This is a genomic window from Hymenobacter daecheongensis DSM 21074 (assembly GCF_900141805.1).
Classification (GTDB): Bacteria; Bacteroidota; Bacteroidia; order Cytophagales; family Hymenobacteraceae; genus Hymenobacter; species Hymenobacter daecheongensis.
Genome location: NZ_FQYN01000003.1, coordinates 12,029 through 26,593, shown reverse-complemented (window position 1 = coordinate 26,593; position 14,565 = coordinate 12,029). Strand labels below are relative to the sequence as shown.

General features: G+C 61.6%; 12 protein-coding genes. 9 read left to right on the top strand and 3 right to left on the bottom strand.

The window, feature by feature from the left end; all coding sequences use genetic code 11:
- Positions 1-27 precede the first annotated feature (27 nt).
- The 8 genes from BUB62_RS05810 (at position 28) to BUB62_RS05770 (ending at position 10,988) form a co-directional block, all read left to right on the top strand.
- Positions 28-1,791, top strand: a complete 1,764-nt coding sequence (locus BUB62_RS05810) for a DUF6044 family protein (protein WP_073107433.1) — start codon at positions 28-30, stop codon at positions 1,789-1,791.
- Between the two features lie 23 nt (positions 1,792-1,814).
- Positions 1,815-4,742, top strand: a complete 2,928-nt coding sequence (locus tag BUB62_RS18710) for an FtsK/SpoIIIE family DNA translocase (protein WP_084538860.1) — start codon at positions 1,815-1,817, stop codon at positions 4,740-4,742.
- 123 nt (positions 4,743-4,865) lie between these two features.
- Positions 4,866-5,510: an outer membrane lipoprotein periplasmic chaperone LolA1 gene (locus tag BUB62_RS05795; protein ID WP_073107430.1), complete on the top strand. Its 645-nt coding sequence runs from the start codon at positions 4,866-4,868 to the stop codon at positions 5,508-5,510.
- Positions 5,511-5,634: 124 nt separating this feature from the next.
- Complete coding sequence (locus BUB62_RS05790) at positions 5,635-6,933, top strand: DUF2851 family protein (RefSeq protein ID WP_073107428.1); 1,299 nt, start codon at positions 5,635-5,637, stop codon at positions 6,931-6,933.
- A complete protein-coding gene (locus tag BUB62_RS05785) occupies positions 6,930-8,195 on the top strand; it encodes a hypothetical protein (protein ID WP_073107425.1) in 1,266 nt (421 codons plus the stop codon). The genes BUB62_RS05790 and BUB62_RS05785 overlap by 4 nt, the downstream gene beginning before the upstream one ends.
- Before the next feature lie 117 nt (positions 8,196-8,312).
- Positions 8,313-8,945 (top strand): NeuD/PglB/VioB family sugar acetyltransferase, encoded by a 633-nt coding sequence (locus BUB62_RS05780; protein ID WP_073107422.1) that lies wholly within the window; start codon positions 8,313-8,315, stop codon positions 8,943-8,945.
- 83 nt (positions 8,946-9,028) lie between these two features.
- Positions 9,029-9,988 (top strand): oxygen-dependent tRNA uridine(34) hydroxylase TrhO, encoded by a 960-nt coding sequence (gene trhO, locus BUB62_RS05775; protein ID WP_073107417.1) that lies wholly within the window; start codon positions 9,029-9,031, stop codon positions 9,986-9,988.
- 127 nt (positions 9,989-10,115) lie between these two features.
- Positions 10,116-10,988 (top strand): nucleoside phosphorylase, encoded by an 873-nt coding sequence (locus tag BUB62_RS05770; RefSeq protein WP_073107409.1) that lies wholly within the window; start codon positions 10,116-10,118, stop codon positions 10,986-10,988.
- A 210-nt stretch (positions 10,989-11,198) separates the two neighbouring features.
- Here BUB62_RS05770 and BUB62_RS05765 read toward each other — a convergent pair whose 3' ends face one another.
- Together BUB62_RS05765 and BUB62_RS05760 are read right to left on the bottom strand one after the other, a co-directional pair.
- A complete protein-coding gene (locus tag BUB62_RS05765) occupies positions 11,199-11,495 on the bottom strand; it encodes a hypothetical protein (RefSeq protein ID WP_073107403.1) in 297 nt (98 codons plus the stop codon).
- A 92-nt stretch (positions 11,496-11,587) separates the two neighbouring features.
- On the bottom strand, positions 11,588-12,601 hold the full coding sequence (locus tag BUB62_RS05760; RefSeq protein WP_073107400.1) for an acyl-CoA reductase: 1,014 nt from the start codon (positions 12,599-12,601) through the stop codon (positions 11,588-11,590).
- Positions 12,602-12,807: 206 nt separating this feature from the next.
- On the opposite strand from BUB62_RS05760, the gene BUB62_RS05755 reads away from it, so the two are divergent.
- Complete coding sequence (locus BUB62_RS05755; RefSeq protein WP_073107397.1) at positions 12,808-13,158, top strand: 4Fe-4S dicluster domain-containing protein; 351 nt, start codon at positions 12,808-12,810, stop codon at positions 13,156-13,158.
- Between the two features lie 188 nt (positions 13,159-13,346).
- Here the strand turns inward: BUB62_RS05755 and BUB62_RS05750 are convergent, their stop codons facing one another.
- On the bottom strand, positions 13,347-14,528 hold the full coding sequence (locus BUB62_RS05750; protein WP_262490501.1) for an N-acetyl sugar amidotransferase: 1,182 nt from the start codon (positions 14,526-14,528) through the stop codon (positions 13,347-13,349).
- Between the last annotated feature and the right edge of the window lie 37 nt (positions 14,529-14,565).

Genomic DNA, 14,565 nt, shown 5'->3' with positions numbered 1-14,565 from the left:
TTTGCCCGCTCCCGATTCTGCTTTCCCATGCCTGTTGTTTCCCGCCTGCGCACGCCCTTAGCCGGGGCGCTGCTGGGCCTGCTGCTGTTTCTGCTGCCCTTCCTGCTATTGCAGGAGCGCAGCTACGTCCAGATTGATGATAATCTGGACGTGGAGCTGACCATCCCGTACCTGCTCACCCGCCACCACGTGGCGCTGGACTACCGGCCCACGGCGGTGGTGGCCCCGATTATGAACGGGCTACCGCGCAATGCCCTGCGGCCCGGCCTGAGCGCCACGGTGCTCGTGTTCGGGCTGCTGGAGCCGCTGCCAGCCTACCTCATGCATCAGGCGCTGGTGCGGCTGCTGGGCCTGCTGGGCCTGTATGTGCTGCTGCGCCGCCACTTTCTGCCCGAGGCAAGCCAGCGCCGGCTGGCCGCGGCGCTGGCCCTGGCCTGGGCCGTGCTGCCCGCCTACACCATCTATGGCCTCAGTATACTGGGTCAGCCCTGGCTGCTGCTGGCCTTCCTGAACCTGCGCCGCGGCCCGGCCCGCTGGACGGACTGGGCCATCATGGCCGCGTTTCCGCTGTGGTCGATGTTCGTGTTCGTGGGGCCCTTTGCCCTAGCGGCCGGGGCGGCGCTGCTGCTGCTGGACTGGGGGCAGGGGAGGGGCGTAGCCTGGCGGGCCGTGGGCGGACTGGCGTTGCTCACGCTCATGTATCTGGTGGTTGAATATCCGCTGTTTTTCTCGCTGCTGGTGGCGAAGCAGTTTACGTCGCACCGTCTCGAATTTGACCTGTCTCAGCTGACTATGCCCGGTTTCGGGGCAGGGCTGAAAAGCACGGCGCAGTACTTTTTCATGGGGCAGTACCACGCCAGCCGGTTTTTTCGGGCGGCGGTGCTGCTGGCGGTGGTGGCCGTCTGGGGCTTGCGGGCCGGGTCGCCGGCTGCGCGTCGGCAATTGGGCGCTTTGCTGGGCGTGCTGGTGGTGCTGGCCATATTTTGCGGCTTCTATCCGCAGTTCATTGAGTTGGTGCAGGATAATCTGCCGCTGCTGCGCACGTTCAATCTGAGCCGGTTTCACTTTCTCACGCCGTTGTTATGGTTTATCGTGCTGGCCCTGAGTCTGCGGCTGCTGCCGGCGGGCCGGCTGCGCATGGCGCTGGTGGCAGCGCATCTGCTCACTGGCCTGAGCATGAATACCGAATGGCTGAACAACCTGCGCGAGCTGGCCGGCCGGCCCAAGCCCACCGAGCCCAACTACACGGCCTACGTGGCCCCCGCGCTGTTTGGGCATGTGCAGCAGCGCATCCGGCAGCAAACAGGCCAGGAGCCAGCTGCTTACCGCGTGGCCTGCCTGGGCTTCCCGCCCGGTATTGCCCAACTCAACGATTTCTACACCCTCGACAGCTACCAGAATAATTACCCCATCGAATACAAGCACCGGTTTCGCCCCATCATTGCCGGCGAGATGGCCAAAAGCCCGCTGCTGCGGCCGTATTTCGATGCCTGGGGCAACCGCTGCTACCTGTTTTCGAGTGAGCTGGGCAAGGATTTCCGCGTGGGGGCGTTTCAGAACCGCGTAGTGCAGGATTTCGCGTTCGATGCTGCGGCTTTTCAGCGGCTGGGCGGGCGTTACGTGTTGTCGGCGGCGCGGCTGGCAGCGCCGACGCGGAGCGGGCTGGTGGTGCGGGGCGAGTTTTCGGCTAGGAACGTGTACTGGCACCTGTATCTTTACGAAGTGCGGCCCCCGGTTTCGGGTGCGCCGGCCGGCGTTGGCGAAGCCGCAAAAACCGCTGAAAATCCCTAGATTTGGCCTTTTAGTGCTGGGTAATGGCAAAAAATACATACAGACAACCTACTTCTCCCGCGCCCAGCCGCGCCAATGAGCCGCGGCCGGCGCGCAACCAGCCCCGGCCGGCGGCTGAGCCCGCCCGCGAGCCGCGCCGCGCAGAGGCCAAGGCTGCGCCCAAAGCTCCGCGCAAGCCACTCAAGCTGCCTTCCGTTTCGCTGGGCAACGCCTTCGGCTTCCTGCGCGACCGGCGCTTTCAACTGTTTCTGGGCTTCTTTTTCCTGCTCACGTCCATCTACCTCACCATTGCCTTCGTCTCGTTCCTGTTCACGGGGCATGCCGACCAGAGCGTGGTGGAGAGCCTGGGCAGCACGCCCACCAAGGAAGCCGGGCAGGAGTCGGGCAATTGGCTGGGGCTGCTGGGGGCCATGCTGGCGCAGCTGCTGATTCACAAGGGCTTCGGGGTGGCCGCGTTTGCCGTTATCCCCATCGTGTTTTTCCTGGGCTACAAAATCGTGTTCCGGCGGGCCGAGCTGTCCTTGAGCTATGTGCTGGCGTTGTGCCTGTTCACCATGGGCTGGCTGAGTCTGCTGCTGGGCTACGTGGTGCTCACCATAGAAGCCCCCGATGCCGACCCCGCTCTGGCCCACAGCCTCGACTTTCTCAGCGGCGGCATTGGCTACGAAGCGGCCCTCTGGCTCGATAGCCTCATTGGCTGGGGCACAGTGCTGCTGCTGGCTTTCATGCTGATTTCCTTCGTGGTCTATTTCTTCAACGTGACCACGCTGAACCTTGGCCGCGGCAAATTGGGCGACGAGGATCTGATTTTTGCTTTGGAAGCCCAAAGCCAAAACGCAGAAGCCGCCATCCAGAACTTTAATGCGGTAGTGGCTGCTGAAGAAGATGAAGAGGAAGAAGCCGACCCCGCACCCCAGATGACCCTACGCCGTGTGGGGCCGGTGGCCACGCCCGCGCCGCAGCCCGTAGCGGCCGCCGCCGAACCGGAGCCGGAGGAAGACGAAGCAGAAGTGCCCGCCATTTCGTCCGGCTCCATCAACTCGCCCGCGCCGGCGTTCGGTGCGGCTGCCGCGGCGGTGCCGCTGGCCGTAGCTTCCACGGCCTCTTCCGCGCTGGCCAGCGCCTCCGGCACAATGGCGGCGGCAGGCGCGGCGGCCACTTCTGCCGCCGCCGGCCCCAGCTTCTCCTTCGAAACGCCCACCGACCCCGAGCCCGTAGCGGCCTTGCCGGCCCGCGTGCCCACGCCGCTTTCCATGGCCGATCTGGCCGACGACGACGCGCTGCTGCCGGCCCCCGCGCCCCGCGAGCCGGAAGCTACGAGCCACACGCCAGCCCTGCAGATCGATACCAAGCCCGGCGAGCTGGACCCCGCCGCCGGGGCCGACATGGCCCGCATTGCCGACGATGACGAGGACATGGAAACCATGCCCGCCGTCAACTACGACCCCACGCTGGACCTCTCGCGCTATCAATACCCCACGCTGGAGTTGCTCAACGACTACGGCGTGGCCAAAGCCCAGGTGAGCAAGGAGGAGCTGGAAGCCAACAAAGACCGCATCGTGGAGACGCTGGGGCACTACGGCATCAACATCGCCAGCATCAAGGCCACCATCGGCCCCACCGTCACGCTCTACGAAATCGTGCCCGATGCCGGGGTGCGCATCTCCAAAATCAAGAGCTTGGAAGATGATATTGCCCTGAGCCTGGCCGCGTTGGGCATCCGCATCATTGCCCCGATTCCAGGCAAGGGCACCATCGGCATCGAGGTGCCGAATACGAAGAAGGAAATGGTGAGCATCCGGTCGGTATTTGCCACCGAGAAGTTCGCCAACACCGAAATGGATCTGCCGATTGCCTTCGGCCGCACCATTACCAACGAGGTGTTCGTAGTCGATCTGGCCAAGATGCCTCACCTGCTGATGGCCGGGGCCACGGGTCAAGGCAAGTCGGTGGGCCTGAACGTGATTCTGGCCTCGCTGCTCTACAAGCGCCACCCGGCCACGCTCAAGTTCGTACTCGTGGATCCCAAGAAGGTGGAATTGAGCATCTTCAACAAGATTGAGCGCCACTTCCTGGCCAAGCTGCCCGACACGGAGGAAGCCATCATCACCGACACGAAGAAGGTGGTGAATACGCTCAACTCGCTGTGCATGGAGATGGACAAGCGCTACGACCTGCTCAAAGATGCTGGCTGCCGCAACCTGAAGGAGTACAACCGCAAGTTCATTGAGCGGCGGCTGAACCCGAAGAAAGGCCACCGCTTCATGCCCTTCATCGTGCTGGTGATTGACGAGCTGGCCGATCTGATGATGACGGCCGGCAAAGAGGTCGAAACGCCCATTGCCCGCCTCGCCCAGCTCGCTCGCGCCATCGGCATTCACCTGATTGTAGCCACCCAGCGGCCCTCGGTAAACGTGATTACCGGTATTATCAAGGCCAACTTTCCGTGCCGGATTTCCTTTAAGGTGACCAGCAAAATCGACTCCCGCACCATTCTGGATGCCGGCGGCGCCGACCAGCTCGTGGGGCAGGGTGATATGCTGATTTCGCAGGGCTCCGACATCATCCGGGTGCAGTGCGCCTTCATCGATACGCCCGAAGTAGACCGCCTCTGCGACTACATCGGCGAGCAGCAGGGCTACCCCGATGCCTACCTGCTGCCCGAAGTGGTGGGCGAAAGCGGCGGCGGCAGCGGCGATGCAGAAGACTTCGACCCCTCGTCGCGCGACAGTATGTTTGAGGAAGCGGCCCGCGTTATCGTCACGCACCAGCAGGGCAGCACCTCGCTGCTGCAGCGCCGCCTCAAGCTGGGCTACAACCGCGCCGGCCGCCTCATCGACCAGCTCGAGCATTTCGGCATCGTGGGGCCGTTTGAGGGCAGCAAGGCCCGCGAGGTCTTAATTCCGGACGAAGGCAGTTTGGAACAGTTGTTGAACAGCCTGCCGAAATAGCAGTCCGTGCCGGCAAATGCCCCGACCAAAGCGACTTTTTTGTCCTCTTTTGGGTTTGGCATTAAACAAAGTGCCGCTTCGCACGTCTTCTGCAGTAATCTCTCTGAATCACCTTTGATTGCAATGAAAAAAATACTCTCGGTGCTCACGCTTTCCGTGTCGCTTTTGTCTGCGGCCACGGCGCAGCAGGACCCCAAGGCCGGCAAGATTCTCGACCAGATGAGCGCCAAATATCAGGGCCTGAAGGGCTTCAAGGCCAACTTTACCCAGACATTGGAAAACGATGCTGCCAAGCTGAAGGAAAATATCACCGGTGACATAACCGTGAGCGGCCAGAAATTCCGGGTGAAGCTCAACGGTCAGGAAATCATCAACAACGGCCAGACCATGTGGACCTACATGAAGGCCGAGAATGAGGTGAACATCTCCGATTTCGACCCCGACGAGCAGGAAGTTTCGCCCGCCCAGATCTACACGCTCTACAAGAAGGGCTACAAATACACCTACGTGCAGGAAACCAAGGAAGCCGGCGTGGCCTACGACGTTATCGACCTATCGCCGGAGAACAAGGACAACCCGGTTTTCAAGGTGCGCGTGACGGTGAGCAAGGTGGATAAGTCGGTGAAAAGCTGGAAGATGTTCAAGAAGAACGGCAACCGCTACACCTACACCATCCGTAAGTTTCAGCCCAACCCGCCGCTGGATGCCACCACGTTCAATTTCGACAAGACTAAATACAAAGGCGTGAAGGTGATTGACTTGCGTTAATCGTGCTTCCCGATGCCGGACTGCCGGCCCGCTTCCGCTCTGCGCGGCGGCGGGCCGGTTTTGTTTTGGGCCCGCCCGGATTTCTCTATCTTCCCCGCCGGGCAGTTATTCTGACTTATCCGCTATGAAAGAAGATTTCCTCCACTACGTCTGGCAGCACCAGTATTTCGATAAAACAACCCTGCAAACCGCGGCCGGCGAGCCTATAACCGTGCTACGGCCCGGCTACCGCAACGCCGACGCCGGGCCCGACTTCCTGAACGCCCGCCTGCAGCTGGGGGAGGTGGAGTGGAACGGGGCCGTCGAAATTCATCTGCGGGCTTCCGACTGGCACCGCCACCAGCACCAGACCGATGCCAAATACGACCAGGTGGTGCTGCACGTAGTATACACCGCCGACCAGGACGTGCGCCGCACCAACGGCTCCCTGATTCCGGTGCTGCCCCTGGCCCCGCGCATCGCCCCGGATATGCTCACTACCTACCAGCGGCTGATGGACCAGCCCGCGCCGGTGGCGCTGCCCTGCGCCCCGCTACTGCCCCTGGTGCCCGAAATAACCCGCCTGATGATGGTGGAAAGAACCCTGCTGGAGCGCGTGGAGCAGAAAGCCGCCGTGCTGGAGGCCCTGCACCACACGCTGGGCGGCGACTGGGAAGCCACCGCCTACCACGCGCTGGCGGCCGGATTCGGCTTCCAGAAAAATACCGAGCCGCTGGCCCGCCTGGCCAAAGCCTTGCCCCAGAGCACCGTGCGCCGCCACCGTCACGACCTGCGTCAGCTGGAGGCGCTGGTGTTCGGGCAGGCCGGCTTCCTGACTGAAAACGCCGAAACGCCCGATGACGCATACATCGGCGGGCTGCGCGAAGAATATGCGTTTCTGCGCCACAAATACACCTTACCAGGCGCGCTGCCCGTGCACGAGTGGAACTTTCTGCGGCTGCGGCCCGCCAACTTTCCGCCGGTGCGGCTGGCCCAGCTGGCGGCGCTGCTGCACGCCCGCCCCGCGCTGTTTGATGCCCTGCTGAGCGCCAGCAGCGTGGCGGTGCTGGAAGAGTTTTTCCAGGCTCCCGTATCCGACTATTGGCGGCAGCACTACCGGCCCGGCAAGCCGGGCAAAGTGCCAGCGCTGGGCCGCAGCAGCGTGCACTTGCTGGTAACTAATGTGGTAGTGCCGCTGCGCGTGGCCTACGCCCGCCACGTGGGCCAGCCCGAGCTGGTGGAGGCCGCCGTGGCGCTGCTCGAGCAGCTGCCTGCCGAGCACAACCACCTCACCGCGCCCTACGAGCTGCTGGGCTTCCGCCACCGCTCCGCCGCCGATTCGCAGGGCCTGCTGGCGTTGAGCCGGGGCTACTGCCAGCCGCGCCGCTGCCTGCATTGTGCCATCGGAAGCCGTATTTTGCAGCCGAACGGTGCGCGTTTATGAGAATACTACTGGCCATTGGGCTCAATATCGGCCTGCTGGTGGCGCTGGTGGCTTGGGTCCGCCACCAGCGCCGCACGCCGGAGCTGGGCCGTTGGCTGCTGCCCTTGCTGGGGCTGAAGCTGCTGGTCAGCCTGCGCGACGTGCTGTTACTTAGCGAAGACGCCCGGCTTTTCCAGTCGTGGGCGGCGGTGATGACCCGCCAGCTCTGGACCGCGCCGGGCAGCTGGCTCCGCACGCTTTTTACCGACGAGCTGCATTTCGAGGGGCAGAAACTGATTTTCCATGGCTACTCCAACACATTTTTCATCATTAAGCTGCTTTCCGGCCTGAACCTGGCTTCGCTGGGCGCGGCAGGGCTGAACAGCGTGTATCTGTCCCTTTTTTGCTTCGTGGGTTGCTGGCAGCTGGTGCGGGTGCTGGCCCGCCTGTTTCCGGACGCGCCGCGCGGCGCGGCGGTGGTAGCGTTTCTGGGCTGGCCTACGGTGCTCTATTGGACGGCCGGCCTGAACAAGGAAACCCTGCTGCTGGGCAGCGCGGCCTGGGTGCTGGCCCTGGTGCTGCCCTGGCTCTATGGCGGCGAGAGGCCCCGGCCGACCACCGTGCTCGGGGCCGTGCTGCTGGCGGTACTGCACTTCAAAATGCGTTTTTTCTTCGCTATAATGCTTTTTGCGGCGCTCGGAGCATTGGCTGCGGTGCGGCTGGTGCAGCGGCTGGGTGGTGCCCGGCGGCGCTGGGTACAGGTGCTGCTGGTGGCCGCGCTGGTGGCGGCGGGCGGCGCGGCCATTGGTGAAGTCAGCCCCGTCTTCCGCCTCAATAAGTTTACCAGTCAGCTTGTGCGGTCCTACTCGGAGCTGCTGGAAGACTCGCGCCAGCAGCCGCACATCGAGTATGCCAATCTGGCGCCTACGCTGCCCAGTGTTCTGCGCAACGCGCCCGTCGCCGTGCTGCACGTGATGACTCGGCCCTGGCCGTGGGAAGAGCCGAACGGCCTGTATCTGGTGGCCGGGCTCGAAAACGTGGCCCTGCTGCTGGTGCTGGCCGGGGCGCTGGTAGCCGTGGGGCGGGGGCGGGCGGGCGGGCTGCCGTTTGCTCTGGTGCTGGTGCTGCTGACCTACAGCATCGTGCTGGCTGCCCTGATTGGGTTAAGCACGCCCAACCTGGGCACGCTGAACCGCTACCGCGCCGTGGTGCTGCCTTTTGTGCTGCTGCTGGCCCTGCAAAACGACTACGCGGCCCGCGCCCTACGCCGTCTGGGCCTGTAGCGCTCCGAGTGGCACTTTCGGCTTCGGCCGCTGGTTCGGAGCTTGGCACCCCGCGCCGGGAGGTGTATCTTTGTGGTTTCGCCAAAATCCGCCGCTTGCCGGCGCTCTGCTGTTCCTATGGAAAATCCGGTTATCATTCTGGGCGCTCAAAGCCTGGGTATCAACGCCCTCGATGCCTTCACCAGCAACGACGTAGTGGTTTATTGCCTGCTCGACGACGATGCCAAGCTGCAGAACACCGAGCTGAACGACGTACCCGTGATGGGCAACACCGAGGATAAGCAGCTGCTCCAGCTCCTGGGCAAAAAGTGCGAGGTATTCGTGGCCACCGAAGACACGGCGAGCCGCCGCAGCCTCACCACCATGCTGCACGACGAGTACCAGGCCGTGCCCGTGAATGCCATTCACGCCAAAGCCAGCGTATCGGAGCACGCGTGGCTGGGCCACGGCAACCTGGTGAGTGCCGGCGCGGTGGTAGCCAGCAACAGCAAGGTGGGCAATGGCTGCCTCATCGGCCCCAATGCCGTCATCGATGTGAAGGCTGAGCTGGCCGACTACGTGCAGGTGGGCGCGGGGGCCATCATCAACGCCGGGGCCACGGTGGCCGAGCAGGCCTTCATCGGCCCCGGCGCGATTATCGTGGCCGGCGTAAAAATCGGGACCAAAGCCCGCGTGGGAGCCGGCTCCGTAGTAGTGGCCGACGTGCCCGCCAACCAGACCGTTTTCGGCAACCCCGCCCAGAAGGTTTAAGAAGTGTTAAATTTTGAATGTTGAATGCTGAATGAGCTAAAGCGGTTTCATTCAACATTCAACATTCAACATTCAAAATTCTCATGTTCCGCGTTCTGCTTTACTACTGTTACTCGCCCATTGAAGACCCGGAGGCTTTTCGGGAGGAGCACCACCGGCTGTGCCTGCGGCTGAACCTGCTGGGCCGCATCATCGTGGCCCACGAGGGGCTGAATGGCACCGTATCGGGGCTCACTGCCGACTGTGAGGAGTATATGCGCCTGGTGAAGGCCGATCCGCGCTTCGCGGCCTTGGAGTTCAAGGTGGACGAGGTGCCAGAGCACACGTTTCAGAAGCTGCATGTGCGCGTGAAGCCCGAAATCGTGCACAGCAGCCTGCACCACACCAAGCCGTATGAGAAAACCGGCCAGCATCTTTCGCCCCAGGAATTCAAGGACCTGAAGGACCGCGACGACGTGGTGGTGGTAGACGTGCGCTCCGACTACGAGTACAACGTGGGCCGCTTCAAGAATGCCGTGACGCTCGACATGGAGAACTTCCGCGACTTCCCCGAGCGGCTCGAAAAGCTCAAGGAGTTCAAGGATAAGAAGATTCTGACTTACTGCACCGGCGGCGTGAAATGCGAAAAAGCCAGCGCCTATTTGCTGGAACAGGGGTTTGAAAACGTCTACCAGCTTCACGGCGGCATCATCAAGTACGGCATCGAGGCCGGCGGCGAGGATTTCGACGGCAAGTGCTACGTGTTCGACAGCCGCGTGACCGTGGACGTGAACCGCGTGAATCCCACCGTCATTTCGCACTGCCACCACTGCGCCACGCCCTCCGACCGCATGGTGAACTGCGCCAATCCGCACTGCAACGCCCACATTCCGCTCTGCGAAACCTGCAGCCAGCAGCTCGAAGGGGCCTGCTCTACCATCTGCCAGCAGCACCCCGACAAGCGCCCCTACGACGGCACCGGCACCTACCCCAAGCTCAGTAACAACTACAACCCCGAGCAGGGCCTGCTGTCCTACCGCGCCCCTTCGGGAATTAAAAATTGAGAAGTAAGAATTAAAAAAAGAAGGCCCGAAAACCTGCAAAATTCGTCAGCAGGATTACAGTTTCTCCTTATTTAATTCCTCACTTTTTAATTCATAATTCAGCATTCATAATTCAAAATTCCCTCCCATGCCCATTCCCGACTCCGAGCTGATTCTAAACAAAGACGGCAGCATTTATCACCTCAACCTGCTGCCCGACCATATCTCCGACACCATCATCACCGTCGGCGACCCAGAGCGGGTTCCGCTGATCAGCCAGCACTTCGATTCCATCGAAACCCAGATCCACAAGCGCGAATTTGTGACGCACGTGGGCTACTACAAGGGCAAGCGGCTGACGGTGATTTCGACCGGCATGGGCACCGATAACATTGATATTCTGCTCAATGAGCTGGATGCGCTGGTCAACATTGACTTTGTGACGCGGGAGCCGCGGCCACTGGAGGAGCGCATCGCGCTGCGCATCGTTCGCGTGGGCACCAGCGGGGCGTTGCAGGCCGATATTCCGGTGGGCTCGCACTTGGTAACGGAGCACGCCGTGGGCCTCGATTCGCTGATGCAGTTTTACCCGCTGGTCGAAACCGGCCTGGAAATAGAAGTAGCCACCGGCATCCAGCAGGCCCTCGATTTGCCCTACCGCCCGTACTGCGTGCGCGGCGCCGATTTGCTGCGCGAGCAGCTGGGCGCGGGCATGGTGGTGGGCAATACGCTCACCTGCCCCGGCTTCTACGGCCCCCAGGGCCGCGTGCTGCGCATCGACCTGCGCCAGCCCGACCTGATCAGCCGCTTCCAGAATTTCCGTCACCAGAGCGCCGAAGGCGAGTTCCGCCTCACCAACTTCGAGATGGAAACCGCCGGCTACTACGCCCTGGGCCGCCTGCTGGGCCACGAAATCGTGTCCTTGAACGCCATTGTAGCCAACCGCGCCACCGGCGAATTCGCCACCAACGCCGAAGCTGCAGTAAACGATTTGATTGCCAAAACCCTGGACCGGATTTAACCTGTCATTGCGAGGACGCAGGACATTCCGCGCATCAAGCGGCGTCAATCCGTCCTCTGAAATGTAACAAGCTCCTTTTACAGCAAAAAGCCCTGACGTGATGTGCGCGTCAGGGCTTTCTGTTTAGTCAAGGCTCAACTCATTGTCCGGGACGGATTGATGTCGCTTGATGCGCGGAATGTCCTGCGTCCTCGCAATGACAGACAGAACTCAGAACTCGAACCGCAGCACGGCCCGCAGGGGCAGCGAGCCGCCGGATTTCAGGCTGAGGTGCTCATCATCAGCGGCCCATACGGTGGTGTACACGCGCTTGGTTGCGCCATCGGCCGTCTGGAAATAGATGTTGACTTTGCTGTGGTGGGCATTGCCCAGGGTGAGGGCCCGCTCGGCATCGTGGTGGCGCTGGCGGCGGTCTTTGGGGTCGGTCAGCACATCCGCGGGCGAATAGTGCAGGTCGGAAAGGCTTTCTTTCTCGACTGTTTCGATGGGTTGCAGATCAGGTTGCATGGGGCAGGAGCAGGGGTGAAGGGTGGCCGGGCAGAAAGATGAGCCTGGGATAATGAAGAACCCATGAGCCGCCGGCCCGCGCTGCTCTGAATCTACGATAATTCCGCCAAAAAGGCCATCGTATCCACGCCGTCGGCATAGTCGCTCACGGTAGGGCTTTGGGCCTGCCCGAAGGCGAAGCTGCCCGCGTACTGGTGCCCGTCGGATACGATGCACTGGATCTGCTCGGCCGCGTCGGTCAGTTGGTCCACTAGGTCCACCTCGCTGGTGTAGGTGCCGTAGTGCAGCACCGAAATGGGCGAAACCAGCGCCGTGGCCTCGGTGAGCAACAGAAAACCGTTGTCGTAGTGCGGCACGGAGTTCACCAGCAGAATGCTCTTGTTGTAGTCGTAGTTGTTCTGGTAGCGGTTGTGGTGCAGCACCGTGTGCCAGGGCTCCAGCGCATCGAGCAGGGCATCGAATCGGTAGCCCTCGGGCACGTAGAGCTTGCTCACGTTGCGGCAGCCCAGGCCGTAGTACTGAAAAATATCCCGGCCCAGCGCCGCCAGGGCTTCGGCCGACTCCTGGCCCGTGAGAATGGCCAGACTGGTGCGGTTGCGGCGAATGAGATGGGGTCTCTTACCAAAATAATACTCGAAGTAACGGGCCGTGTTGTTGGAGCCGGTAGCAATGAAGGCATCGGCCTCGTTGAGCCGCTCTACAAAAGCTAGGCGCTCGGCGAAGCGCGGCTCAATTTTGATCAGCTCATTGGCCACCCAGGTCATCAATAGCTTGTCTTCGGAACTGGGCTTGGCCAGCAGCTGATGGCCGCTGATGAGCACGCAGAGCAAATCGTGGAAGCCCACCAGCGGGATATTACCGGCCATTACCACGCCCACGCGGCGGCTGATTTCGGGCTCGGCGCGGTAACGGCTGGCCCACGGGCGCAGGCTTTGCTCATCGAGCAGCGCGGCTACGCCCAATAGGGCGGCCCGCACGTTGGGCTCGTCGAACCAGTTGTTCTGGTTGCGGGCGCGGGCGGCCAGCTCGATTATTTCGTCGTCGGAAAGGCGGTTCAGGCGGTGGCCCAGGGCCACGAAAGCCGTGAGGCGGTCGGAATGATTCATTGCGGAGGAAGGAGAGGGGCAGGCAAAGCGGCAACAGCCGCGCTGCAAAAGTGGCAGGAAACCAGCAAAGACCCGATTAAGTAAAAAACTCGCAAGAGTAGTCGTTAGTTTCTACTTTTGCCGGGCTGGAGTGGTTTCCTTTGCCCGGTTTTTTCGTAAGCAAATCCGTATCAGCACCGCCTCACTTAACCCAGACGACTACGGCTATGGCCATCATGATAACCGACGAGTGCATCAACTGTGGTGCCTGCGAACCAGAATGCCCCAACAATGCCATCTACGAAGGCGGGGCCCAATGGCGCTGGGCCGACGGCACGGCACTCAAGCAAGTAGAAGTGGACGGCGGCACGGTAGTGGCCGGCACCGCCCCCCAAACCCCGATTTCGGACGAGTACTACTACATCGTCTCCGACAAGTGTACCGAGTGCGTCGGCTTCCACGAAGAGCCCCAGTGCGCCGCCGTGTGCCCCGTAGACTGCTGCGTAGATGACCCCGATTACCGCGAAACCCAGGATGCGCTGCTCAAAAAGAAAGAATGGCTGCACGCGGAAGCATAAAAAATGTCATTGCGAGGACGCAGGACATTCCGCGCATCAAGCGGCGTCAATCCGTCCTCTGAAATGTAGCAAACCCTTTTTCAGCAAAAAGCCCTGACGTGATGTGCGCGTCAGGGCTTTCTATTTAATCAAGGCTCAGCTCATTGACCAGGACGGATTGCTTCGTCGTGCCTCCTCGCAATGACGAGCTATGTGCCGCAGTTGAAATACTTGTCGTAGGCCGATTCGGGTAGCAGGTTCAGGCGGCTGAATACTTTGATGGGCCACCGCAGCAGCAGAATGAGGTGGTAGTTGTTGGGGTAGTTGCGGAAGGTGCGGGGCGGGGCGGCTACAATCCGGTCGAATTCCTCCCGCGTGAGACCCAGGCGCTTGATACATAGGCTGATAACCCGCTCGTCCTCAATGGAATTTATCTTGCTTACCCGCTCCAGCGCCGCATCGCGCGTCAACTGCCCGGAGCGAATGAGGGCCGAGTAGTTGAACAGGCGGCGGTCGATGTTGAACTTGACGCGGTTGAGGTAGTAGATAACGCTCTGGTAAAGGTCGTCGAAGTAGTGGGCGCCAGGATTTTGCCAATTCAGTTCGCGCGCCAGCAGCGCGTCGGCTTCCGTGCGCACGTAGTCGACGTGGTAGAGCAGCGTGACGGTTTTGATGCGGCGCACGAAGGTATAATAGAACATTTCCTTCAGGTCCAGATTGAAGCCGGGGTCATTCGGCGACCAGGGCCGCAGCGGCACCGTGCCGAACTGCTTGTGCACGGACTTCAAATACTTACCATCCAGGAAATTCCAGGAGAGTGGTGCAATGCCCTCCGTACGGAACGACTGCCCGATGATGATGCGCTGCACGCCTTCCTTCGCCGCCACGCCATACAGGGCCGTGGCAATGCCCAGGTCGGTGCCCTGCTCCATATCGGGAGTTGAAGCCTTCAGAAATGCAATTTTCAGGTCCTTGGATTCGCGCCAGTCGGAGGTGATGGTGCGCAGCTCCACGCCCAGCTTACGGCAGGCCGTCACCATGTTTTCGCCCGCCACGGGGTTGCCGAAGCCATCGTTGAAATGCACCGCCAGCGGGCGCAAACCCAGCTGCGTGACGCAGTACCAGAGCGTGAAGGAGCTGTCGCGCCCGCCGCTCACACCCAGAATGCAGTCGTATTTCAGGCCCCGGCCCAGGCGTTTGATGTCGGCCGCGAGTTCCTGAACTTTTTGCCGGCCGGCCTCGCCCAGCGGGAAAGCCCGGTCCAGCTTATCATGCAGCGTGCAAAAATTACACTCGCCCCGTTCGTCGAAACGAATGCCGGGAACGGTAGTATCCATGATACAGCGCGTGCAGCGGTGGTAGGTGTGCGGTATGGGTAGCGGTGAAGGCAAGCGGTAAAGTTAAAGAGGAAAGGTGGTAAGTAAGGGC

What these genes read in the sequence shown, in the direction of transcription:
- BUB62_RS05810 (WP_073107433.1), top strand. Translation starts at nt 28, where the DNA reads ATGCCTGTTGTTTCCCGCCTGCGCACGCCCTTAGCCGGGGCGCTGCTG.
- BUB62_RS18710 (WP_084538860.1), top strand. Translation starts at nt 1,815, where the DNA reads ATGGCAAAAAATACATACAGACAACCTACTTCTCCCGCGCCCAGCCGC.
- BUB62_RS05795 (WP_073107430.1), top strand. Translation starts at nt 4,866, where the DNA reads ATGAAAAAAATACTCTCGGTGCTCACGCTTTCCGTGTCGCTTTTGTCT.
- BUB62_RS05790 (WP_073107428.1), top strand. Translation starts at nt 5,635, where the DNA reads ATGAAAGAAGATTTCCTCCACTACGTCTGGCAGCACCAGTATTTCGAT.
- BUB62_RS05785 (WP_073107425.1), top strand. Translation starts at nt 6,930, where the DNA reads ATGAGAATACTACTGGCCATTGGGCTCAATATCGGCCTGCTGGTGGCG.
- BUB62_RS05780 (WP_073107422.1), top strand. Translation starts at nt 8,313, where the DNA reads ATGGAAAATCCGGTTATCATTCTGGGCGCTCAAAGCCTGGGTATCAAC.
- trhO (WP_073107417.1), top strand. Translation starts at nt 9,029, where the DNA reads ATGTTCCGCGTTCTGCTTTACTACTGTTACTCGCCCATTGAAGACCCG.
- BUB62_RS05770 (WP_073107409.1), top strand. Translation starts at nt 10,116, where the DNA reads ATGCCCATTCCCGACTCCGAGCTGATTCTAAACAAAGACGGCAGCATT.
- BUB62_RS05765 (WP_073107403.1), bottom strand. Translation starts at nt 11,495, where the DNA reads ATGCAACCTGATCTGCAACCCATCGAAACAGTCGAGAAAGAAAGCCTT.
- BUB62_RS05760 (WP_073107400.1), bottom strand. Translation starts at nt 12,601, where the DNA reads ATGAATCATTCCGACCGCCTCACGGCTTTCGTGGCCCTGGGCCACCGC.
- BUB62_RS05755 (WP_073107397.1), top strand. Translation starts at nt 12,808, where the DNA reads ATGGCCATCATGATAACCGACGAGTGCATCAACTGTGGTGCCTGCGAA.